Genomic DNA, 22,579 nt, shown 5'->3' with positions numbered 1-22,579 from the left:
CAGATGGAATGGCGCTTCCCGGCTCATTGCTCCGTAGCGGGGCCCGTCCGGCCGCCCTACCGGGCTCCCCCACCCGCCGCGCCGCCGCCCCGGTTCTCCAGACGGAGGCGCACTTCCTCCTCCTGGTCCCCGGAGACGGTTCCCACGACCCGTACGTCGAAGGCGTGCGCCAGGCTCCGCCGGAGCCGTTCGACCGCCCAGTAGCCGCCCTGCACGTCGAGCGAGACGGGTGCGCCGAGCGGCGCCGGCCCGGAGACCACCCGTTCCTCGGTGACGTCGACGGTCGCGGTCCACGCGGTGGGGCGCTTCTCCGCGAGTTCCCTCGGCACGTCCACGGAGGCCCGGTCGGTGGTGAAGGCGGCCCGCAGCGCGTCGAAGACCATCCGCGCGTCGCCGGTGTCGCAGCCACTGATGACGACCGAGACGTCCCGGCCGTGCAGGCCCTCGTCGGCCCGCTCCTCGATGGTGTTCACCGTGGTTTCCTCCGCTCCGCGTGCTGCGCGGGCCCCGCACCGGGGCCCGCGGACTGGGGTCCTCTCCAGGCTCACCCCGCGGCCGGACGACGGCGACACGAGCGGGCCGCCGGGCGCGGACACCGGACGGAGCGGCCCCGCGCCGGCCGTCACCTCGGAAACGAAACTCTTTTAAGGTTCATATCCACTTAAAACATGAATTCATCGCCATGACCGACTGGTCCCTGTTCCTCGGGGTATCGGGGAGGCATGGACGTATCGAACGGAGACATCGGCTCACTGGCCCTCCTCCTCGCCGACGGGCGGGGCGCCACCGGGTCGGTGATGGGCATCATCGGCATCGCCCTGGTGGGTGTGCTGATCGGCGCGGTCTGGCTGGGCAGGAGGCGCCGGGTCCAGGAGCTTCCACCGCCCCGGCCCGAGGAGCAGCCGCCGCGGCCCGACCACCGCGCCCACATCGAGCAGCGCGATGTCCATGGCGACGACAGCTTCCCGCCCGACGGCAGGGGGCTGTCCCCCTACGAGCTCGGGGACCACGGGAGCGAGACCATCCGGCACGAGACCGACGAACGACGCGACTGACACACGCCCCACCCCGCCCGACGACCCGCCGGGCGCCGTGCGGGACGCGGTGCGCGCGGCCGTCGCGTGTTGCGGGAGCGATCGGCCGCGGAGAGGCTGGGGTGGCCCCCGAGGGCCGGCGCGCACGCGCCGCCCGAACGACCGATGAAGGCAGTGGGACCATGACCGCAAGCCGTCCCGGGGCGGTGTCGATGCCGGCGCCGCTGACCGGGTCCGCAGCGCCCTGCTGGGTCAATCTCATGACCCGCGACCTGGAATCGGCGCAACGCTTCTACTCCGCCGTGCTGGACTGGTCCTTCCGGCCGGGCCGGCTGGGGCAGGAGTTCTCCGTCGCGCGCCGGGGGGACGTGCCGGTCGCCGGCATCGGCGCGGTGGCGACCGCCTATCGCGTGGCAGTGGCCTGGACCCCCTATTTCGCCGTTCCCGACGCCGACGCGGCGGCGGCGCGCATCCGTGAGCGCAGCGGCACGGTCGCGGTGGGGCCACTCGCCTTCGGAAAGGGGCGCGGCGCGCTGGCGGCGGACCGCGACGGCGCGGTGTTCGGCATCTGGGAGCGCACGGAGCCCGCGACCTCGCCGCCCGCCCCGGACGGCCATTCGCACGCCTGGCTGAGCCTGCACACCAGGAACGCCTTCGACGCGGCGATCTTCTACGGCGAGGTGCTCGACTGGGCCAGCGGGCGACCCGGGTGCTGCGAAGTGTCGTACGAGAAGGACGAGGTCGTCGTCGACTGCGCCGGGCGCCGACTGGCCCGGATCAGCTCGGGCGCGGTGGAGGCCGCCCCCGATCCGCTGGTCCGCCCACACTGGCAGGTCCATTTCCCCGTCGCCGACGTGGGCGCGGCGGTCGAGGCGGCGCGGCGGCACGGCGGGAGCCTGGTCGAGCGGCTCCCGCCGGGGCAGGGCGGCGAGGCGATCCTGCTGGACCCGGACGGCGGCCTCTTCACGGTCACCGACGCCCGGGGCCCCGCCGCGTGACGACCGGGGCACCCCGTACGGCGGTCAGCCCTCCTGCTCGGACGCGGAGCGGGCGAGCAGCCGGGCCGGTACGACGAGCCAGCAGATCAGGAACCACAACGCCATCGCACCGACCAGCCACAGCGCGGCCGCGCCGTCGTGCAGGGCCACCCTCAGGACGAGCAGCAGCGCGGAGCACATCGTGCAGAACAGCAGGACGAGTCCGAGCACGGTCAGCCGGGCCGCCAGGGTGACCGTCTGCGGCTTGAGCCGTCGTCCCGTGAGCATGCGGTGGTACGAGACGGGCCCGATCAGGGCGGCCGCGGTGGCGGATCCCAGCATCACCGTGACCACGTAGATGGTGCGGTCGGCGGCCGACAGCTCCGCGAAACGCGGCTGGAAGACGACGGCGAGCAGCAGACCGAACAGGATCTGGACACCGGTCTGGGCGACCCGCAGCTCCTGGAGCAGCTCGGCCCATTGCCGGTCCGCCCGCTCGTCGGGCGTCTCGTGGCGCCCCGTGCCGGGGCCCGCGCCGGCGGGAGGTGGAGGCGAGGTCACCGTGGGACACCGTCCGGATGCGTGGAGTAAGTGGGTCCACTTTACAACCTCGCCCACGATGGTCAGCGGCGTCGCGGTGTCCATCGTGGGCGAGGTCGTTAGGTCTTTCCGCCAAGATCCCGGCGGAGCCTCGACGGCCGGACCGGTCCCGCCTAGGCTTTCGTACACGGCATCGCGCGTCGGTCACCGGCCGGGTGAGGCGTGGAGGTGCCCGTGAGATGCCCGTTGGAGGCATTCCACAGTGTCTGTCGAGTTGAATCACACCATCGTCCACGCCCGGGACAAGCGCGAGTCCGCCGAGTTCCTGGCGGACATACTGGGCCTCGAAGTCGGCGAGGAATGGGGTCCGTTCATCCCGCTCGCCACCGCGAACGGGGTCACCCTGGACTTCGCGACCGTCCCCGAGGAATCGATCGCCATGCAGCACTACGCCTTCCTCGTCTCGGAGGCGGAGTTCGACACGGCGTACGCCCGCATCAAGGAGCTCGGGCTCACGTACTACGCCGATCCGCACCGGGAGCGTCCGGGCGAGATCAACCACAACGACGGCGGCCGGGGCGTCTACTTCCTCGATCCCTCCGGTCACGCGATGGAGCTCATCACGCGCCCGTACGGAGGCTTCCCCTCGTAACGTCCGCGACGCCTCCCCCTCGTGCCACGTACGCGGTGCGTGGCACGTGCGGGGCGGATACGCGACCGGGGCCCGGTCGGAGGGCGCGTGTCTCCGGCCGGGCCCTTCCGCATCGGTGGCGGCCGACACCGCGCGCCGTGTCCGCGGAGGGCACCCTCCCCGAAGGATCAGGCGACCGGCAGCAGCAGTTCGGGCCGGTCCCACATCACGGCGGGCGGGGCCGCCGCGCGCGTGCCGGTCCGCCGGGCGCCCATGCTCCGGTAGAAGCCCTCGGCCGGCGGGTGCGAGACGACATGGACGCCGGTCAGGCCCGTGCGCCGCGCCTCGTCGCGCAGATGTCCGATGAGCAGCCGCCCGATGCCGAGACCCTGGGCCTCGTCGGCGACGAACAGGAGGTCGAGCTCCGGCGGGTCGAGGATCAGTGCGTAGAAGCCGAGGACCCGGTCGTCGGCGTCGACGGCCGCGAAGACGCGGTGGTTCTCGATGTAGTCGGCCCCGACCCGGTATCCGGCAACCATGGCGGCGTAGGGCCCCTCGTAGGCGCGGGAGGCCCTCACTATTCGGGTGAGCCGCCGAGCGTCCCGCGCGGTCGCGCGCCTGACGCGCACACCCTCCCGGGTTCCGCCATCCTGACGCGTAATACCTGAATTCATCTGCAGATCATTACATACTGGTTCGCACCCACCCTCACCCGCCCCTCCGCCGTCGCCGGGGTCCGTCCGGCGCACGGACGACGGGATCAGGAAGGGCGGTGCGCCGCGCGCCACTCCTCGACCATGGCCTCGATGTCGAACGGTTCGAGGTTGAGCAGGGGCCCCGGCGGCGGCCTGCGGACGGCCGCCCGGATCTTCTCGTCGACCCCGGTCAGCAGGCGCCGCACCTCCGCCTCCGTCCGCGCCCGGGAGACGGCTTCCCGTACGTCCTCCGCCTCCTTGCGCAGCGCCAGCGCGGGCGGAAGCACCGACACCCCCTCCCGCCGCAGCTTCCGCTTGATCCACCAGTCCTCGTCGTAGGGAGCCGCGAGGCCGTCGATCGGCCTCCCGAATCCCGGCAACCGCGAGATGTCGTCGCGCTGTTCGGATTCGCGGATCTGCTTGTCGACCCAGGACTCGAAGCTCACGCCCGGGGGCTTGCGTTCGGTCAAGGCGACCCCTTCCGGAGGCGATGCGGTCCGGCACCTCTCACGATACCCACGGCACCGGCGCGCCTTCGCCCCCTCGGGTGCGGTGCGGCCGGTCGTGGCGCCGACGCCCGGGTTCAGTGCGCGTGCCCTTCGCCCGCACCGGTGCCGCCGCCCCGGCCGTCCCGCGTCTCCTGCGGCGAGGCCGTCGCCCGGACCGTGAACGCCGCGGTGCGGACCTCGCCCTCGTGCCGGAAGTCGAGGAAGAGCCGGTACGTGCCCGCGGTGGGTGCGGTCGCCGTGAAGGAGACCTCGGGACCCGGCCCGCCCTCGTTCATGACGGTGTCCTCCATCGGGTCCCGTCGGGAGGGCGGCCCTTCCCGATCACAGGAACAGGATACCCCCCGGGGGTATGGAGTCAATCCATGTGCGCGACCCTCGCCGCCGGGTACCCGCGGCCCGTTCAGGCGGGGACGACCAGCCCGTCCCGCAGCCGCTCCACCGCGGCCTGCGGAATCCTGAGGCCGTCGCGCACATAGCCGTCGAGTCCGCCCCAGCGCTCGTCCATGGCGTCGAGCGCCACGTCGAGATAGCGGGGACGGACCTCGACGACCGCGGAAGCGATCTCCGGGTCGCCCCCGGCGTCGAGGAAGCCCCGCACATAGGGCGCGCAGGTGCCCCACGCGACGCGGTTGACCGCGAGGAACTCGGCCCGCGCCGCCTCGCGCGACGCGCCGAGCAGCATGAGGAGCAGCACGGCGGCCCAGCCGGTGCGGTCCTTGCCCGTCGTGCAGTGGAACAGCACCGGGCGGGCACGGTCGTCTGCCGCCGTCTCCACGAAGGCCCGGTAGGCGGCGGACGCGCAGGGCGAGAGCACCATCCGCCGGTAGGACCCGGCGAACACCTCCTCCGCCTTCCCGTCCCCCAGCAGCCGGTCGGCCGCCGCCGGGTCGGCGAGCAGGGCGCGCAGACGGGCGGGCGCGAGACCGGGGTTGTCGCCGAGCACGTCGGCGACGAACAGCCGCGCGCCGGGCGGCAGCCGGTCGGGGGCCGCCGCGCGCTCGTCGGCGGTCCGCAGGTCGACCACGGTGCGGATGCCGAACGCGGTGACCGCCGTGTCGCGTTCGACGTCGAGTTCACCCAGCCCGCCGGAGCGCAGCACGGCACCGGGCCGGACGAACCGGCCGGGCCCCACGGCGATCCCGCCCAGGTCCCGCAGATTGACGACGGTGGACGCCGGGACGGCTCTGGCGGTCTCCACGATGGACTTCCCCTTCATCCGGCGCCTGTCAGAACGTGCGTCAGAAATAGTCATGTATGACCGTTTCCAACGTCGCACGCGGTCGGGGGATTCGACAAAGGAAAACGCCGCAGGGGCGCCGATCGGGGAACGGCCGGGGCCGGGTGTCCGTGCGGTGCGCACCCGGGCCCCGGTCCCGTCACAGGGGGACGACGGTGACCTCGGTCGCCTTGACGACGGTCCACACGGCCGTCCCCTCGCCCAGCCCCAGCTCGCTCGCCGCCTCGGGGGTGATCTCCGCGACGAGGTCGGGCACCTCGTCCGAGTCGACCACCAGCCGGATCCGGCTCCCCGTGGCGGTGAGCTCGCGCACCGTTCCGGGCCAGACGTTCCGGGGGCTCCCCCCGGGCCTGACGCGGTGCACGGACACCGCCTCCGGCGCGATGACCGCGAGGGCCGCCGTCCCCTCGGGGAGCGGGTCCGCGACGACCAGTCGGCCGCCGCCCGCGAGGCCGAGCGTGCCGTCGGCCGCCGCGGTGCCCGGCCAGGCGTTGCGGCCGAGCATCCGGGCGACCCAGGGCGAACGCGGATGCCGGGTCACCTCGGCCGGGGGCGCGTCCTGGAGGGTGCGGCCCTCCTCCAGCACGAGCACCCGGTCGGCGAGCGACACCGCCTCGACGGGGTCGTGGGTGACGATCAGGCAGACGCCGCCGAACCCGGCGAGATGGGTGCGCAGGGTGTGGCGGACATGGGCCCGAGTGGTCTGGTCGAGCGCCGCGAGCGGTTCGTCGAGCAGCAGCAGCCGGGGGCGGGCCGCCAGGGCGCGGGCCAGTGCCACGCGCTGGGCCTGTCCTCCGGAGAGCTGGGCCGGTCTGCGGTGGGCGAGCCGGCCGACGCCCAGGCGGTCGAGCCACTGCTGGGCCTCGCGGCGGGCGTCGCCCCGGGGGACGCCGCGGGCGCGGAGCCCGTACGCCGTGTTCGACAGTGCGGTCAGGTGCGGGAAGAGGGCGCCGTCCTGCGGCACCCAGGCGACCTCACGGCGGTGCGGTGGCTGCGCGGTGACGTCGGCGGCGCCGAGGCGCAGCACAGCCCGGGAGCGGCGGGTCAGGCCGAGGAGCGCGCGCAACAGGGTGGTCTTGCCCGCGCCGTTGGGCCCGACGACGGCGATCGTCGTGCCGGGACCGGCGTCGAGGGTGAGCCGGTTGAAGCCGGTGACGTCGGCGTGCAGCGGGCAGTCCTCCCGCTGGGCCCGGGCCGGGGCCGGGGCCGGGTCCTCCCGACGGCCCGGGGCGCCGGGCGGGGTGCCCGGCGCCTGCGCACCGCTCGCGTCGTCCGGCGGGGACGCGGGGGCGCGCCGGCGGTCGCGGGGCGTTCCGGTCCAGCGTCCGCGCAGGGCGACGAGGACGGCCATGGCGATGGCGAGGAGCAGGAGCGAGACGGAGGTGGCGGCCTCCGGGGAGTCCTGGAGCAGCAGGTACACCTGGAGGGGCAGGGTCTGCGTGGTGCCGGGCAGGTTGCCCGCGAACGTGATGGTCGCACCGAACTCGCCCAGCGCCCGTGCCCAGGTGAGCGCGGCCCCGGCGGCGAGCCCGGGGGCGACCATCGGGAGCGTGACGGTCAGGAACACCCGGATCGGTGAGGCCCCCAGGGAGGCCGCGGTCTCCTCGTACGCGGGCCGCAGACCGGCCAGTGCCCCTTCGAGGCTGATGACGAGGAACGGCATGGCGACGAAGGTCGCCGCGACCACCGCGCCCGAGGTGTGGAACGGCAGGGTGACACCGAACGTGTCCTCCAGCCAGGGCCCCAGCACACCCCGGCGGCCGAAGCCGAGGAGGAGCGCCACGCCTCCGACCGTGGGCGGCAGCACCATCGGCAGCAGGACCAGTGAGCGCACGAATCCCTTGCCGGGGAAGTCCACCCGGGCCAGCAGCCAGGCCAGCGGCACCCCGAGCAGGAGCGACAGACCCAGGGCCCAGAACGAGACGAGCAGGGAGAGCCCGAGCGCCTGGGTGACGCCCGGGGAGGTGAGATGGGTGCCGAGATCGGTCCAGGAGGTGCGGGCCAGGATGCCGATCAGCGGAATCATCAGGAACGCGACGGCGAGCAGCGCGGGCAGCGCCAGGGCGACAGGGGTGCGCGCGCCGGAAAGGCGGCTGCGGAGGGCTCTCATCGGGGGTTCCCGGGGCGATCTCGGCACGGACGCCGCCCGGTCCCCCGGGCCGGGGGCGGGCGCGCGCCCGCGGATGCGAACGGCGTTCCGTACGGGCTAAGGCTGCTGGAAGCCCGCGGCCCCGAGGATCTTCTGCGCCTCCGGTCCGCCGAGCCACTTCACGAACGCCGCGGCGGCGTCGGCGTGCGCGGACTGGCGCAGCGTGGCGGCCGGGTAGGAGGCGACGGCGTTCTGCGCGTCGGGGATGTCGACGGCGTCGACCTTGTCGGTGGCCGACTCGGCGTCCGTCTTGTAGACGATGCCCGCGTCCGCCTCGCCGAGTTCGACCTTGCTGAGCACGGCGCGGACGTTGGGTTCCTGGGAGACCGGCCGGACATGGAGCTTCTGGGCGTCGAGGACCTGCTTGCCGTAGCGGCCGACCGGGACCTCGGGAGCGGCCAGGACCACCTTGAGGTCCGTCCTGGCCAGGTCCTTCAGCCCGGTGATCTTCTCCGGGTTGCCCTCCGCGGTGGCGATGACGAGGCGGTTCTTCGCGATGACGGTGGGGGTGCCGGTGTCGGACTTCAGCCCGTCCATCGTCTTGGTGTCGGCGGTGACCAGGGCGTCGGCAGGGGCTCCCTGCCGGACCTGGGCGGCGAGTTCCTGGGATCCGGCGAAGGAGAACGTCACCTTCGTACCGGGGTGCGCCTTCTCGTACGCGGCGCCCGCGGTCTTGAACGCATCGGTGAGCGACGCCGCGGCGAGGACCGTCAGCCGGGCGCCGGGGGCCGTCGTCGGCGTACCGGCGGCGTCCTTCTCGTCGTCGGCGCCGCCGCAGGCGGCGAGCGGGACCAGCAGCGCGGCGGTCACGAGCGCGGCGGCGGCGCGGCGCCGGGTGAAGGGGATCGTCATGATGGGGCCGGGCTCCTCGGGAGTCGTGCGCGTCGCGGACGAGGCGCGGTCAGACACGGTCGATGTGCACGTTGGTGGACTTCACGCGGGCGGTGGCCCGCATGCCGACCTCCAGTCCGAGTTCCTCGACGGCTTCGCGGGTGAGCAGGGACACCAGCCGGTGCGGACCCGCCTGGATCTCGACCTGGGCGGCGATGTCGCCGAGTTTCACCGCGGTGACGATGCCGGGGAAGGCGTTGCGCGCCGTCGTGTACGAGGGCTCGTCGTCGCCCCCGCCGCTCTGGCCGGTCTCGACGGCGAGCGCGGCCAGATCGCGGCCCGCGATGAGCCGTCGGCCGTTCTCGTCGCGGTGGGTCGCGACCCTTCCGGCGTCCGCCCAGCGGCGGGCCGTGTCGGGGCTCACCCCCAGCAGGCGCGCCGCCTGCCCGATCGTGTAGGACTGCATGTGCGCCAAGATATTCGCATTTACCTTGCATCTACAATTCGTATGGCTGATTCACGGCGCAGATGTCGGTCGACCCGCGCGCGACGGCGAGATGGCGGGGCGACCGGGCAGCGGGCGGCACACCGGCGACCGCACCGACGGCCGGGTCGCCGACCGGCAGCCGGTGACGGGCCGTGCATGCCGTGGTACCGACCGCGCATGTCGTGGTAGGGTGCGTTCGGCACATGTGTCATGCCTCATTCCGAGGCCCCCTGTGCCGATCCCCTCTTCTTCAGGCTGCCGCTCCCGTCCTTCTCCGGTCGGCGGTCCAGCTCTCCCGCACCACTTTCTCCAGTCCGGTTCGGGCTTCCCCGTGCCGGGCTTCTCCGCCCGCCGACCGGGGCGTGATCCCGTCCGCCCCCGATGTCGTCCGGGCCCCTTCATCCGTCCTGCCCGCGAAAGGACCACCCCACATGACGAGCACCCTCGAACTCCCCCTTTCCCAAGGGGAGTTGCCCAGCGGGGCCATTGGCATCCTGGACATCACGCACCAGGGTCGCGGCACTCTGCGCACTCGGGCCGACCGCCCCTCCCCCGGCGACGTGCAGGTCCCGGCCGCCCTGATCCACCGTCATGCCCTGCGCCGAGGCGACCTGGTGGAGGGCGTCTGCGACCGGCCCCGCGTCCTGTCCGACGTGGTGCGCGTCGACGGCCGCTCACCCGAAGCGCTGCGGGAGCGACCCCACTTCCGTGACCTGACACCGATCCACCCGCAAAGGCGGCTGCGCCTGGAGACACCCTCGGGCGGTCCGGCGACCCGGCTCGTCGACCTCGTCTCGCCCGTCGGCAAGGGGCAGCGCGGTCTCGTGGTGGCACCGCCCAGGGCCGGCAAGACGGTGCTGCTGCGGCAGTTGGCCGAGGCCGTCGCCACGAACCATCCCGAATGCCGTCTGATGGTGGTACTGATCGACGAACGCCCGGAAGAAGTGACGGACATGCGCAGGTCCGTGCGGGGCGAGGTGCTCGCCTCGACCTTCGACCGGCCCGCGCGGGAACACATCGCGCTCGCCGACCTCGCGATCGAGCGCGCCAAACGCCTGGTCGAGCGGGGCGAGGACGTCGTCGTCCTGCTGGACTCCCTGACCCGGCTGTGCCGCGCCCACAACAACGCGTCCGCGGCGGGCGGACGCACTCTCAGCGGCGGCGTCGACGCGACTGCCCCGCTCGGCCCCAAGCGGCTCTTCGGTGCGGCCCGCCTCACCGAGGAGGGCGGCTCCCTCACCATTCTGGCCACCGCGCTGGTGGAGACCGGCTCGCGCGCCGACGACTACTTCTTCGAGGAGCTGAAGGGCACCGGCAACATGGAGCTCCGGCTGGACCGGGCGCTGGCCGACCGACGCATCCACCCGGCCGTCGACCTCCAGGCGTCCGGCACCCGCCGTGAGGAACTCCTCGTGCCGGACGTGGAGTTGCGGGCCATGCGCCGGCTGCGGCGCGCGCTGCTCACCAGGAAGGACCCGCGGGCGGCGCTCGAGACACTGCTCGACCGGCTGCGGCGCACCCCCGACAACGCCGCCTTCCTCCGCACGGTCCACCTCACCGTTCCGGATGCCTGAGCCCACATTTCCTTTCCGGCACACACCGGTCCGGCCGGTGGCGCGACCGGCCGGACCCGCAAACGGAGGCGTCGTACGAGGGGTTCAGGTGGCGGTGTGCAACGAGGCGGTGTGCTCGCGCACCTGAGCCGGTGTCAGGTAGGCGTTCGTGTACTCGAAGTCGCGCAGCCTGGCCGGATTGCGGGACTGGAAGCCGGTGCGGACGAAGTCGTCGCCCGCGACGGCGTTCAGCATCCAGTTCGTCATCACACGCACCTTGGCGACGTTGGTCCGCAGCGCCGCCCAGTGGTAACCGCGGGCGACGGCCTGCGCGGTGACGCCGTGCAGTTCGACGCCGAGAGGCTTGGAGACCGCGTCCTTGCCGCCGAGGTCCACGACCAGACCGAGGTCCCGGTGCACGTACGGCTTCAACGGCTGGTGCCGCAGCGTGGCGATGAGGTTGTCGGCGAGCGTGCGGCCCTGGCGCGAGGCGTGCTGGGCGGTGGGCGGGCACACCGCCCCGTCGCCCTTGCTCAGGTCCGGTACGGCCGCGGCGTCGCCGAGCGCGAAGACGCCGTCGAAGCCCGGCAGGCGCATCTCGGGGGTCACCGCCAGCCGGCCGCGCACCGTCTCCGCCCCGAAGGTGGACACCAACGGGCTCGCGGCGACCCCCGCCGTCCAGATCAGCGTCCGGCAGGGCACGACCCGGCCGTCGGTGAAGGTCACGTGCTCGGGACCGGCCTCGGCGATCGAGACGCCGAGCGAGACCTCTATGCCGCGTGCGCGCAGCATCTCCAGGGCGCTGCGGCCGAGCTTGTCCCCGAGTTCGGGCATGAGCTTCGGGGCGATGTCGATGAGGTGCCACTTGATGAGTCCCGGGTCGAGCCGGGGGTAGTACCGGACCGCGTTGGTGGTCAGGCGCTGGAGGCAGGCCGCCGTCTCGGTGCCCGCGTATCCGCCGCCGACCACCACGAACTGGAGGCGCGAGGCCCGCTCGTCCTCGTCGTGGCTGGCGTCCGCGAGATCGAGCTGGGCGATCACGTGGTCCCGGACGTACGCGGCCTCGGCGAGCGACTTCATGCCCCGGGCGTGATCGAGGAGGCCGGGAATGTCGAAGGTGCGGGTGATGCTTCCGGGACACAGGACGATGTAGTCGTAGGGCTCGTAGACGAGCTCGTCGGTGATCTTGCGGATGACGCAGATCTTCGCCTCGGGGTCCACGCCGATGCCACCTCCCGGGATGATCCGGGTGCGGTGCCTGCGACTGCGGCGCAGCGACACCGCGACGGACTGCGGGGTGAGCACACCGGCCGCCACCTGGGGCAGGAGGGGGAGGTAGAGCTGGTACGAGAACGGGGTGACGAGCGCGATCTCCGCCTCGCCCGGCACGAGTCTGCGCTCCAGGCGGCGTACGCACTCCACTCCGGCGAATCCGGCGCCGACAACGAGAATCCTGGGTCGTGCCACAGTGTTCGTCCCTCCTCGGGCATGCGCGGTCGTCCGCTCGCCGGCCCCGTCGCACGCACCCGTCCTCTCCCATCTTCACGAGCCGCGTGCGAATTCGCCTGTCGGGGACGACGGAGGGCTGATGCGGTCGCGCCACCGGTCCGGGCCGCTCACCGGGCCGGGGCCGCGTTCACGACCGGTCCCCCGGAGGCATCGGGAGCGTCCCGGGAAGGTTCAGGGCTTCGTCGAGGGCGCGGAGCGAGGGGTGGTGCAGGTCGAAGGCCGGGGACTCGGAGCGGATCCGCGGCATCGTGTGGAAGTTGTGCCGGGGTGGCGGGCAGGAGGTCGCCCACTCCAGGGAACGGCCGTAGCCCCACGGGTCGTCGACACCCACGTTCCTGCCGTACCTGGCGGTCTTCCACACGTTGTAGAAGAACGGCAGCATCGACAGGCCGAGCAGGAACGAGGCGATCGTCGAGGCCGTGTTCAGCGCGGTGAAGCCGTCGGCGGCGAGGTAGTCCGCGTAGCGACGCGGCATGCCCTCGGCACCGAGCCAGTGCTGCACCAGGAACGTGCCGTGGAAGCCCACGAACAGCGTCCAGAACGTGATCCTGCCGAGCCGCTCGTCCAGCATCTTGCCGGTGAACTTCGGCCACCAGAAGTGGAATCCGGCGAACATCGCGAAGACCACGGTGCCGAACACGACGTAGTGGAAGTGCGCGACGACGAAGTAGGTGTCCGAGACCTGGAAGTCCAGCGGGGGCGACGCCAGGATCACACCGGTCAGACCACCGAAGAGGAAGGTGACCAGGAATCCGACGGACCAGAGCATCGGGGTCTCGAAGGACAACGACCCCTTCCACATCGTGCCGATCCAGTTGAAGAACTTCACCCCGGTGGGTACCGCGATGAGGAACGTCATGAACGAGAAGAACGGCAGCAGCACACCGCCGGTCACGAACATGTGGTGCGCCCACACGGTCGCCGACAGTCCTGCGATGGCGATGGTGGCGCTGATCAGGCCGATGTAGCCGAAGACCGGTTTGCGGCTGAACACCGGGATGATCTCGGTGACGATCCCGAAGAACGGCAGGGCGATGATGTACACCTCCGGATGGCCGAAGAACCAGAAGAGGTGCTGCCAGAGCAGTGCCCCGCCGTTGGCCGGGTCGAAGACGTGCGCGCCGAACTTCCGGTCCGCCTCCAGCACCAGCAGGGCCGCCGCGAGGACCGGGAAGGCCAGCAGGACCAGCACCGCCGTCAGGAGGACGTTCCAGACGAAGATCGGCATGCGGAACATGGTCATGCCCGGGGCGCGCAAGCAGATGATCGTGGTGATGAAGTTGACCGAGCCGAGGATCGTACCGAACCCGGAGAAGGCCAGACCCATGATCCACATGTCGGCGCCGACACCCGGCGAACGGACCGCGTCGGAGAGCGGGGAGTAGGCGAACCAGCCGAAGTCCGCCGCACCCTGCGGGGTGAGGAAGCCGCCGATCACGATCAGCGAGCCGAAGAGGTAGAGCCAGTAGGCGAACATGTTCAGCCGCGGGAACGCCACGTCGGGCGCGCCGATCTGCAACGGCATGATCCAGTTCGTGAATCCGGCGAACAGCGGGGTCGCGAACATCAGCAGCATGATCGTGCCGTGGATCGTGAACGCCTGGTTGAACTGCTCGGGCGAGAGGATCTGGATGCCCGGCCGGGCCAGTTCGGCACGCATGACCAGGGCCAGCACTCCGCCGACGAGGAAGAACGCGAACGATGTGACCAGGTAGAGCGTGCCGATCGTCTTGTGGTCGGTGGTGGTCAGCCATCTGATGACGACGTTCCCGGGCTCCTTCGCGCGGACCGGAAGCTCGTCCGCGTACGCCTCCTCCTCGTCGGCCGCCCCCGATGTGCCCGTCGTCGTCACTGGGCCCCTCCTTCGGTCGTCGTTCGCGGGTGGACCGCGCGCCCGGCCGGGGCGCCTTCTCCACCGGGCCGGCCGCCGGACCGCTCCCACGTGCGTCACACCGGATCCCGGATGCAGCAAACCAGCCACGGGGCCGCCGGGAGTGGCCCGGCACCCGCCACGGCACGACTTTCACCCGTCAGGGCGGGCGCGGACACGCCGGTGCGCACGGCGGACGCCCGGACCGGCAACCGGCCCGGGCGTCATGGACGACGGTTCAGGCCAGCCCGCCCGTCGCACGCAGGTTCTGGCCCGTGATCCACCGGGCGTCGGGGCCGGCCAGGAAGGCGACCACGTCGGCCACGTCCGCGGGTTCGCCGAGCCGGCCGAGCGGGGTCATGGCGACCACCGTCTCGAGGGCCTCCGGCTGGTTGGCGGTGCGCAGCATCACGGTGTCGGTGGCGCCGGGCGAGACGGTGTTGACCGTGATGCCTCGTGCGCCGAGTTCATGGGCCGCCACGGCGGTGAGCTGTTCGACGGCGCCCTTGCTCGCGGCGTACGCGGCGATACCGGGGCCCGGGCGCACGGTGTTCGCGGTGGAGATGTTCACGATCCGGCCGCCGTCGCGCATCCTTTGGGCGGCGTGACGGATCGTCATGAAGACCGCTCTGGTGTTGACGGCCATCGCGTGGTCGAACACGTCCGGGTCGGTGTCCGCGATGAAGGACGGAGCGGGGCACAGGGCGGCGTTGTTCACCAGGACGTCCAGGGTGCCCAGCTTCTCCTCCGCCGCCTCCATCAGCTTCCCGGGTCCGTCGGGGGCGGCGAGATCGGCCCGGACGGCGTGGGCCGTGCCGCCGCCGTCCCGCACGGTGCGGACGACGTCGGCGGCCGCGTCGTCGCTGGTGGCGTAGTTGAAGACGACGTGTGCGCCGTCGCGGCACAGCCGCTCGACGATCGCGCGGCCGATGCCCCGCGATCCTCCGGTGACCACCGCGTTCCTGCCTGTCAGCACGGTCCCTCCTTCTCCGGGCCCGGTCGGTCCCGGGTACCCGAACCTATCGAGGCAGTGGCCCGGCCGTGCGCGGTTGAGCGAAGAACGTGCGGCCGGGCACGTCGCGGCGGGCGCGGCACCGCGGCCGGACACGAAACCGCCCCGGCCGGGCGTGATGCCGGCCGGGGCGGGAGGGTCGGGGCGCCGGAAAGGGGCGCCCCGACCGCCGCCGCTCCGTCAGCCGAGGGAGGCGATGGCCTGCGTGAACGTCGCCGAGGGGCGCATCACGGCCGACGCCTTGGCCGGGTCGGGCTGGTAGTAGCCGCCGATCTCGGCGGGCGAACCCTGCACCGCGATCAGCTCGTCGACGATGGTGCGCTCCTGCTCGGCCAGCGTCTTCGCCAGACCGGAGAACGCCTGCGCGAGGTGCGCGTCGTCGGTCTGCCGCGCCAGCTCCTGGGCCCAGTACAGGGCCAGGTAGAAGTGGCTGCCGCGGTTGTCGATGCCGCCGAGCCGGCGGCTCGGCGACTTGTCCTCGTTGAGGAAGGTGCCGGTCGCGCGGTCGAGGGTGTCCGCGAGGACCTGCGCGCGGGTGTTGCCGGTGGTCGCCGCCAGGTGCTCGAAGCTGGCCGCGAGCGCGAAGAACTCGCCCAGGCTGTCCCAGCGCAGGTAGTTCTCCTTGACGAGCTGCTGGACGTGCTTCGGCGCGGAACCGCCGGCGCCGGTCTCGAAGAGGCCGCCGCCGTTCATGAGCGGGACGACGGAGAGCATCTTCGCGCTCGTGCCCAGCTCCAGGATCGGGAACAGGTCCGTCAGGTAGTCGCGCAGCACGTTGCCGGTGACGGAGATGGTGTCCTCTCCGCGGCGGATGCGCTCCAGCGAGAACGCGGTCGCCTTCTCGGGCGACATGATCTCGATCCGCAGACCGTCGGTGTCGTGGTCGGCGAGGTACTTCCTGACCTTGGCGATCAGCTGCGCGTCGTGGGCGCGGTCCTCGTCGAGCCAGAACACGGCCGGGGCACCGGTGGCGCGGGCCCGGGTGACGGCGAGCTTGACCCAGTCCTGGATCGGCAGGTCCTTGGCCTGGCACATGCGGAAGATGTCGCCCGCGCCGACCGCCTGCTCCAGCACGACGTCGCCCTTGCCGTCGACGACCCGCACCGTGCCGGTGGTGGGGATCTCGAAGGTCTTGTCGTGGCTGCCGTACTCCTCGGCCTTCTGCGCCATCAGGCCGACGTTGGGCACCGAGCCCATGGTCGCCGGGTCGAAGGCGCCGTGGGCGCGGCAGTCGTCGATGACGACCTGGTAGACGCCCGCGTAGCTGCTGTCGGGGAGCACCGCGAGGGTGTCGGCCTCCTGGCCGTCCGGGCCCCACATGTGGCCGGAGGTGCGGATCATGGCCGGCATGGAGGCGTCGACGATGACGTCGCTCGGCACGTGGAGGTTGGTGATGCCCTTGTCCGAGTCGACCATGGCCAGGGCGGGGCCCTCGGCGAGCTCGGCCTCGAAGGACGCCTTGATCTCGGCGCCGAGGTGCGGCACGGAGTCCAGGCCGTTCAGGATGGCGCCCAGGCCGTCGTTCGGGGAGAGCCCGGCGGCGACGAGCGCCTGGCCGTACTTGGCGAAGGTGTTCGGGAAGAAGGCACGGACCACGTGGCCGAAGATGATCGGGTCGGAGACCTTCATCATGGTGGCCTTGAGGTGGACGGAGAAGAGCACGCCCTCCTCCTTGGCCCGGGCGACCTGCGCGGCGAGGAACTCGCGCAGGGCCGCGACGCGCATGACCGCCGCGTCGACGACCTCGCCCGCGAGCACCGGCACCGCCCCGCGCAGCACCGTCGTGCTGCCGTCGTCGCCCACGAGCTCGATGCGCAGGGAACCGTCCTCGGCGACGACGGTGGACTTCTCGGTGGAGCGGAAGTCGTCGACGCCCATGGTGGCGACGTTCGTCTTCGAGTCGGACGACCAGGCGCCCATGCGGTGCGGGTGCGCCTTGGCGTAGTTCTTCACCGAGGCGGGGGCGCGGCGGTCGGAGTTGCCCTCGCGCAGCACGGGGTTCACCGCGCTGCCCTTGACCTTGTCGTAGCGGGCGCGGACGTCCTTGTCCTCGTCCGTCTGCGGGTCGTCCGGGTAGTCCGGGAGCGCGTAGCCCTGCGCCTGGAGCTCGGCGACGGCGGCCTTCAGCTGCGGGATCGAGGCCGAGATGTTCGGCAGCTTGATGATGTTGGCCTCGGGCGTCTTGGCCAGCGCGCCCAGCTCGGCGAGCGCGTCGGCGATGCGCTGCTCCTCCTTCAGACGCTCGGGGAAGGAGGCGATGATGCGCCCGGCCAGGGAGATGTCCCGGCTCTCGACGTCGACGCCGGCCGTCGAGGCGTACGCCTGGACGATGGGCAGGAACGAATACGTCGCCAGGGCCGGGGCCTCGTCGGTGTGTGTATAGATGATGGTCGAGTCAGTCACCCTCTGCTCCGCTCCACGTCTGCAACATTGCTCGACATCAAGATATCTCGTGACGCCGGCCGACTCGACAGGGCCCTGCCCCCGCTCCGACAGGACCCCGTCCCGTACGCGGGCTCGCGGTCAGGGGCGCCCCGCGGCCGGGACCTCCTCACCGGCCGGTACGGGACCCGGCGCGGTGCCGTATCCGAACGGGCTCCCGCCCAGCTGCTCGCGGTGGTGCGGGGTCAGCCAGCCCGACAGGTCGGGTCCGACGGGCACGATGCCGGTGGGGTTGATGCCGGAGTGCACCCGGTAGTAGTGCTGCTTGATGTGGTCGAAGTCGACGGTGTCGCCGAAGCCGGGCGTCTGGTACAGGTCCCTGGCGTACGCCCACAGCACCGGGTCCTCGGCCAGCTTCGACCGGTTGCACTTGAAGTGGCCGTGGTAGACGGCGTCGAAGCGGACCAGGGTGGTGAACAGCCTGATGTCCGCCTCCGTGATGAAGTCGCCGACGAGGTAGCGCCGGTCCGCGAGGCGCTCGGAGACCAGGTCGAGGCGGCGGAAGACGTCCTGGTAGGCGTCCTCGTACTCGGACTGTCCGGAGGCGAACCCGGCGCGGTAGACGCCGTTGTTCACATCGCGGTAGATGCCCTCCATGACCTCGTCCATCTCCTCGCGCAGGCCCTCGGGGTACAGGTCGGGGGCGCCCGGACGGTGCAGTGTGGTCCACTCGGTCGCGAGGTCCAGGGTGATCTGCTGGAAGTCGTTGGTGACGAGTCGGCCGCTGGGCACGTCGACGATCGCGGGCACGCTGACCCCGCCGGAGTAGCCGGGCTCCCGTGCCTCGTACGCCTCGCTCAGGTACGCGATGCCGAGCACCGGGTCCCGGCCGCCCTCGTCCAGCGTGAAGCGCCAGCTGCGGTCGTCCTGGAGGGGGTCGACGACGGCCAGCGACAGGACCCCCTCCAGACCGAGGAGCCGCCGGGAGATCAGTGCGCGGCTCGCCCACGGGCAGGCACGGCTGACGACGAGCCGGTAGCGGCCGGCCTCGACGGGCCAGTCGCCCCGGCCGTCGGCGGCGATGCGGTCGGCGAAGTGGCTCCGGGACCGTTTGAAGGGCTTGTGCCCGTACGCCTCGTTGCCGACGACCGCCGAACCGGTGTCCCCGGCGCCCCCGGGGTCCTTCGTCCTGTTGTCGCTCATCGCGTTCTCCCTGCGTTCATGGCGTTCTGTCTGCGTGGGTGTGGGTGACGGTTCGTGGGGTGCGGCCCCGGCCGCGGCGTTCTCCGCGCACGTCCGCCAGACCGACGAGCAGGGCGGCCACGACGAAGGCGACCGCCACGACCAGGCCGTGGTCGTACGCGGTGGCCCAGCCGGCCTCGCCCAGCTGGGCGAAGAACACCGAGCCGACCGCGGCGATCCCGACCGCCGATCCGACCCGCTGCCCGGTCTGGAGGGCGCCGCCCGCGCTGCCCGCCGTGGCCACCGGCACCTCGGAGAGGGTCAGCGTCTGGTTGGGCGCGACGACCAGACCGCTGCCCAGACCGGCCAGGAGCAGCGGGGCGGCCATCGCCCATCCCGCGCCCCGCCCCGGCACCAGGTGCACGGCGAGCACGGCGCCCGCCAGTCCGACGACCACCGCGGTGAGCCCGGCGACAACGAGGGGCCGTCCGAAGCGGTGGACGAGCCGGCCGCCCGGACTCGCCGCGACGGCCGAGCCCAGCGCGAACGGCGTGATGGCGAGCCCCGCCTGCAGGGCGCTGTAGTGCAGTCCGTTCTGCAGGTAGAGCGTGGTGACGAAGAAGATCGAGGTGAATCCGCCGAAGTACACCAGGGCCAGCAGACAGCCGAGCCAGTACGAGCGGACCCGGAAGAGCGACAGGTCGATGACCGGCCGCGTGGCCCGTGCGGCGCACCGGGACTCCCACCCGACGAAGGCCGCGAGCAGCGCCACGGCCGGCATCAGCAGCAGCCACTTGCGGTCCCCGGGCCACTGCTGGGCCTGGACGAAGGGCAGCAGCAGGGCCAGTACGCCGGTGCCGAGCAGCAGGACCCCGAGCGGGTCGAGGTCGCGCAGGCGCACCGGGCCCGCCGACGGGGTGTCCGGGAGCAGGCGCCTGGCGAGCAGCAGGCAGAGGGCGCCGAGCGGCAGGTTGACGTAGAACACCCAGCGCCAGCCCTCGTGGGCGCCGGCCGCCTGGATCAGCAGCCCGCCCGACAGCGGGCCGACGGCGGTGGAGACGCCCACCACCGTGCCGAACATGCCGAAGGCCCGGCCGCGCTCCTGGCCGGAGAACATCTGCTGGATCAGCGCGGAGATCTGTGGCGAGATCATGCCGCCGGCCAGGCCCTGGACCAGACGGGCCACCACCAGCCAGAGGCTGGACTGGGCGGCGCCGCAGGCCGCCGAGGCGAGCGTGAACAGGGCCAGACCGGCCATGAACACGGCTCGGCGCCCCCGCGCGTCACCGAGGCGTCCGGCGGGGATCAGGAACAGTCCGAAGGCGAGCGCATAGCCGGACAGGACCCATTGGAGGTCGGACTCAGGGGTGCGCAGCCCGGACCGGATCGACGGCAGGGCGACATTGACGATGGACACGTCCAGCAGGGTCATGAACCCCGCGATCAGGCACACCGCCAGCGCCCGCCAGCGGCGCGGGTCGGGGGTCCCCAAGGCGTGGGCGGAACGCGCGCCCCGCCCCGCGGCACCCCGGTGAGCAGCGCTCTCTGCCATGGCTCGCACCCTAAGCGCTGTCCCGCGATCCGTGGTGGATCAGCGCGCGGCGTCGGACGCGGTGCGTCGCGGGGCAAAGGGGCGCTCGCGTACCGGACGTGTACGGACGGTTCCGGCGACGCCGTCATGCGGGCGTCCCGGCGGCGCAGTGAGGTGTCGCGGCCGTCGCCACGCTCCCGCCGCGGACGACGGGTACGGCCGGGTGACCGCGGGCTCGGACGGGTGACCGCGGGCTCGGACGGGGCGGATGCCCGTTTCCGAGCGGGGTCGGCCCGTGAAGGGGGACTCCGCGTCGCCGCCCATGAGGATCCGGCGCCGGGCGCCGGTGCCGGGCCGCGCCCGGAATCCCGCGCATGCGCCCGGAGGTGCGCATGTCATGGACACGAGATACGGAAGAACGGCGGCCGGGGGAGGCTCCGACACGCGATCCGCCCAGCCTTTGCGCCGATCCCGGAAATACGGGATCGGTTCGCCGCCCGCGCCCGGACGGCCGCCACCGGGCGAAAACCGGTCGCGCACGCGCGCCGGGACCCCCGGCCGGCCGACGCGTACGCCCGAGCGGCGGGCCGGCGCCTCGCCCTACGGGCGCGTACGGCCTGTTCACGGGCCGATCGCACACTCGCGCCGAGGAGAACCGTGAACGGTCCCGCCATTCCGGCGGCGCCGCGCGGAGGGTCATCCCGCACATCCCGGACAGTCAACTTCAGGCCAAAATCAAAAAGGAACGTTTGTAACGAGCGCATTGCCTGGCTCAGTCCCAATCTGGCACGATCCCCCGTAGTCGTAGCCAAAAACGATCAGGGGGATACATGGGACAGGCCATCCACCTCGCCAGATATTCCGGGATCACAAAATGTCTGCCTCGATGTCCGGGGGGCGGATCGTGATACCACCGAAATCGGATACCGACGCCACAAAGCTCCATGTGGGAGTTCTCGGCCCAGTGATGGCGTGGCGCAATTGGCGTGAACTCCCTTTAGGACCGCCGAAGCAGAAGGCGCTGTTCACCGTTCTCGTCATGAAAGCCGGAATGGCCGTCGAACGCGAGGAACTGGTCGAGGCCGTCTGGGGAAGCGACGCACCGCGCACCGCCGACAGCAGCGTCCACAAATACGTGGCGGCGCTCCGGCAGACCCTGGAACCGGGGCGCCGGCCGCGCGGCGACGGCAGCCTCCTCGTCTCGGGGGCCCCGTCCACCTACCGGCTGTGCCTGGGGGACGGCGTGCTCGACGCCAGCCTGTTCGCCCGGCGCGTGGAACACGCCCAGCAGTTGCGGGCCGACGGCAGGCTCGACCGGGCGCTGCGGGCGCTCGCCGAGGCGCAGCGGCTGTGGCGGGGCAACGCGGTCGGCGGGGCTCCCGGGCCCGTCCCGCAGATCTGGCGCGCCAGCCTGGAGGAGCACCGGGTCACCGCCGCCGAACTCCGGATAGAGATCCTGCTGATGATGGGCCGCAACGAGGACGCCGTCGCGGAACTCCGCATTCTGGTGGGCGAGAACCCGCTGCGCGAGCACCTGAGCGAACTCCTGATGGCCGCTCTGTACGGCTGCGCGCGTCAGGCCGAGGCGCTCGAGGTGTTCCTTCGGGTCCGCCGCACGCTGCGCGAGGAGCTCGGCGTCGAGCCCGGATCCCGGCTGCACCGCTGCTACCAGCAGATCCTCCGCGGCGAACTCGCCCCGCCGGACGTCGTCTGCGCGGCCCACGCCGGACATGTAGAGAACGTCCAGAGCCCGTCCAGAAGCACTGCCGATACTTGAACGCGACCGCGGTGACCATGTGACTTCTCACGAACGGGGGCTCTGCGCGTGCGGCAAGAACCGCAACGGCTCAACATCTCCCACGCTGCCACGACGAGACGTACGTCGCTGATTCTGCCCGCGCGCATGCCGCTCGAGGAGTGGAAGCGCCTGGGCCAGCAGATCTTCCTCATCACCGATTCGTCGGCCTGGTGGCTGGGCGACTGGCTCGTGTACGGGCAGGAAACCTTTCCGGACCGTTACAGGCGAGCCGTCCGGGAAACGTCCCTGGATTACCAGACCCTGCGCAATTACGCATGGGTCGCCCGCAATATCCGCCCCGGCCGACGGCATTCCGCGCTGAGTTTTCAGCACCACGCCGAAGTCGTCGCACTGCCCGAGAACGAGCAGGACTCCTGGCTCGGCAGGGCGGAGGAGCAGCACTGGTCCCGCAATCAGCTGCGGAGCGCGATACGGAGCGCGCGTGCGCTGCCGGCCGCGCACCGGGGGGCCGCGCCGGTGGGCATCCAGATGACCGTGGCGCCCGAGAGGCAGCGGCTCTGGCAGGGCGCCGCCAACCGGCGCCAGTGCGACCTCCTGGAGTGGATCGCCCTCACCCTCGACGAGGCGGCGCAGGTCGAGGGCAGCGGGGACCTCTCCGTGATGCAGTAGCGCGCGACGGACACGTCCGGGG

The 22,579-nt window shown here is 72.1% G+C and carries 20 protein-coding genes and 1 pseudogene; 6 read left to right on the top strand and 15 right to left on the bottom strand.

The window, feature by feature from the left end; genetic code table 11:
* Positions 1-56 precede the first annotated feature (56 nt).
* Positions 57-473, bottom strand: a complete 417-nt coding sequence (locus AMK22_RS27660; protein ID WP_073789404.1) for a hypothetical protein — start codon at positions 471-473, stop codon at positions 57-59.
* Between the two features lie 249 nt (positions 474-722).
* Between AMK22_RS27660 and AMK22_RS27655 the strand changes: the two genes are divergently transcribed.
* Both AMK22_RS27655 and AMK22_RS27650 read left to right on the top strand, forming a co-directional pair.
* The gene (locus AMK22_RS27655) at positions 723-1,055 is read left to right on the top strand and encodes a DUF6479 family protein (protein ID WP_073789403.1); all 333 of its coding nucleotides are present in this window, start codon (positions 723-725) and stop codon (positions 1,053-1,055) included.
* Between the two features lie 161 nt (positions 1,056-1,216).
* Entirely contained in the window at positions 1,217-2,032 is an 816-nt protein-coding gene (locus AMK22_RS27650; RefSeq protein ID WP_073789401.1) for a VOC family protein, read from the top strand.
* Between the two features lie 24 nt (positions 2,033-2,056).
* Here the strand turns inward: AMK22_RS27650 and AMK22_RS27645 are convergent, their stop codons facing one another.
* Complete coding sequence (locus AMK22_RS27645; RefSeq protein WP_073789399.1) at positions 2,057-2,572, bottom strand: DUF6328 family protein; 516 nt, start codon at positions 2,570-2,572, stop codon at positions 2,057-2,059.
* Positions 2,573-2,813: 241 nt separating this feature from the next.
* Here AMK22_RS27645 and AMK22_RS27640 point away from each other — a divergent pair, with 241 nt between their 5' ends.
* Positions 2,814-3,203 carry a VOC family protein gene (locus AMK22_RS27640; protein WP_073789398.1) on the top strand — a complete coding sequence of 130 codons (390 nt, stop codon included), beginning with the start codon at positions 2,814-2,816 and terminating at the stop codon, positions 3,201-3,203.
* Between the two features lie 167 nt (positions 3,204-3,370).
* Here AMK22_RS27640 and AMK22_RS27635 read toward each other — a convergent pair whose 3' ends face one another.
* The 7 genes and pseudogenes from AMK22_RS27635 to AMK22_RS27605 form a co-directional block, all read right to left on the bottom strand.
* Positions 3,371-3,856 (bottom strand): GNAT family N-acetyltransferase, encoded by a 486-nt coding sequence (locus AMK22_RS27635; RefSeq protein ID WP_073789396.1) that lies wholly within the window; start codon positions 3,854-3,856, stop codon positions 3,371-3,373.
* An 86-nt stretch (positions 3,857-3,942) separates the two neighbouring features.
* Positions 3,943-4,347, bottom strand: a complete 405-nt coding sequence (locus AMK22_RS27630; RefSeq protein ID WP_073789394.1) for a J-domain-containing protein — start codon at positions 4,345-4,347, stop codon at positions 3,943-3,945.
* A 113-nt stretch (positions 4,348-4,460) separates the two neighbouring features.
* Positions 4,461-4,646 (bottom strand): annotated as a pseudogene (locus AMK22_RS27625) (hypothetical protein); the annotation flags it as partial.
* A gap of 140 nt (positions 4,647-4,786) precedes the next feature.
* Positions 4,787-5,584: a tyrosine-protein phosphatase gene (locus AMK22_RS27620; RefSeq protein ID WP_073789549.1), complete on the bottom strand. Its 798-nt coding sequence runs from the start codon at positions 5,582-5,584 to the stop codon at positions 4,787-4,789.
* A 178-nt stretch (positions 5,585-5,762) separates the two neighbouring features.
* Positions 5,763-7,733: an ABC transporter permease gene (locus tag AMK22_RS27615; protein ID WP_073789392.1), complete on the bottom strand. Its 1,971-nt coding sequence runs from the start codon at positions 7,731-7,733 to the stop codon at positions 5,763-5,765.
* A gap of 96 nt (positions 7,734-7,829) precedes the next feature.
* Positions 7,830-8,624: a molybdate ABC transporter substrate-binding protein gene (gene modA, locus AMK22_RS27610; RefSeq protein ID WP_073789390.1), complete on the bottom strand. Its 795-nt coding sequence runs from the start codon at positions 8,622-8,624 to the stop codon at positions 7,830-7,832.
* Between the two features lie 49 nt (positions 8,625-8,673).
* Entirely contained in the window at positions 8,674-9,069 is a 396-nt protein-coding gene (locus AMK22_RS27605) for a TOBE domain-containing protein (RefSeq protein ID WP_073789389.1), read from the bottom strand.
* Positions 9,070-9,521: 452 nt separating this feature from the next.
* On the opposite strand from AMK22_RS27605, the gene rho reads away from it, so the two are divergent.
* Positions 9,522-10,664: a transcription termination factor Rho gene (gene rho / locus AMK22_RS27600; RefSeq protein ID WP_073789387.1), complete on the top strand. Its 1,143-nt coding sequence runs from the start codon at positions 9,522-9,524 to the stop codon at positions 10,662-10,664.
* An 84-nt stretch (positions 10,665-10,748) separates the two neighbouring features.
* On the opposite strand, the gene AMK22_RS27595 is transcribed toward rho, so the two are convergent.
* From AMK22_RS27595 to AMK22_RS27570, 6 genes are all read right to left on the bottom strand, one after another.
* On the bottom strand, positions 10,749-12,110 hold the full coding sequence (locus AMK22_RS27595) for an NAD(P)/FAD-dependent oxidoreductase (RefSeq protein ID WP_073789385.1): 1,362 nt from the start codon (positions 12,108-12,110) through the stop codon (positions 10,749-10,751).
* 169 nt (positions 12,111-12,279) lie between these two features.
* The gene (gene ctaD, locus AMK22_RS27590; protein WP_073789383.1) at positions 12,280-14,004 is read right to left on the bottom strand and encodes an aa3-type cytochrome oxidase subunit I; all 1,725 of its coding nucleotides are present in this window, start codon (positions 14,002-14,004) and stop codon (positions 12,280-12,282) included.
* Between the two features lie 256 nt (positions 14,005-14,260).
* Positions 14,261-14,998 carry a glucose 1-dehydrogenase gene (locus AMK22_RS27585; RefSeq protein WP_073789381.1) on the bottom strand — a complete coding sequence of 246 codons (738 nt, stop codon included), beginning with the start codon at positions 14,996-14,998 and terminating at the stop codon, positions 14,261-14,263.
* 216 nt (positions 14,999-15,214) lie between these two features.
* Positions 15,215-17,437 (bottom strand): NADP-dependent isocitrate dehydrogenase, encoded by a 2,223-nt coding sequence (locus tag AMK22_RS27580; RefSeq protein WP_073789379.1) that lies wholly within the window; start codon positions 17,435-17,437, stop codon positions 15,215-15,217.
* 120 nt (positions 17,438-17,557) lie between these two features.
* Positions 17,558-18,619, bottom strand: a complete 1,062-nt coding sequence (locus tag AMK22_RS27575) for a glutathione S-transferase family protein (protein ID WP_073789377.1) — start codon at positions 18,617-18,619, stop codon at positions 17,558-17,560.
* Between the two features lie 16 nt (positions 18,620-18,635).
* On the bottom strand, positions 18,636-20,150 hold the full coding sequence (locus AMK22_RS27570; RefSeq protein WP_073789375.1) for an MFS transporter: 1,515 nt from the start codon (positions 20,148-20,150) through the stop codon (positions 18,636-18,638).
* 946 nt (positions 20,151-21,096) lie between these two features.
* Between AMK22_RS27570 and AMK22_RS27565 the strand changes: the two genes are divergently transcribed.
* The gene (locus AMK22_RS27565) at positions 21,097-21,906 is read left to right on the top strand and encodes an AfsR/SARP family transcriptional regulator (protein ID WP_073789373.1); all 810 of its coding nucleotides are present in this window, start codon (positions 21,097-21,099) and stop codon (positions 21,904-21,906) included.
* A gap of 48 nt (positions 21,907-21,954) precedes the next feature.
* Positions 21,955-22,557 (top strand): LmbU family transcriptional regulator, encoded by a 603-nt coding sequence (locus AMK22_RS27560; RefSeq protein WP_274535443.1) that lies wholly within the window; start codon positions 21,955-21,957, stop codon positions 22,555-22,557.
* Positions 22,558-22,579: the final 22 nt, after the last annotated feature.

It is taken from the genome of Streptomyces sp. CB01580, from assembly GCF_001905795.1.
Lineage (GTDB): Bacteria > Actinomycetota > Actinomycetes > Streptomycetales > Streptomycetaceae > Streptomyces.
This window is presented reverse-complemented; position numbering and strand designations above follow the sequence as displayed.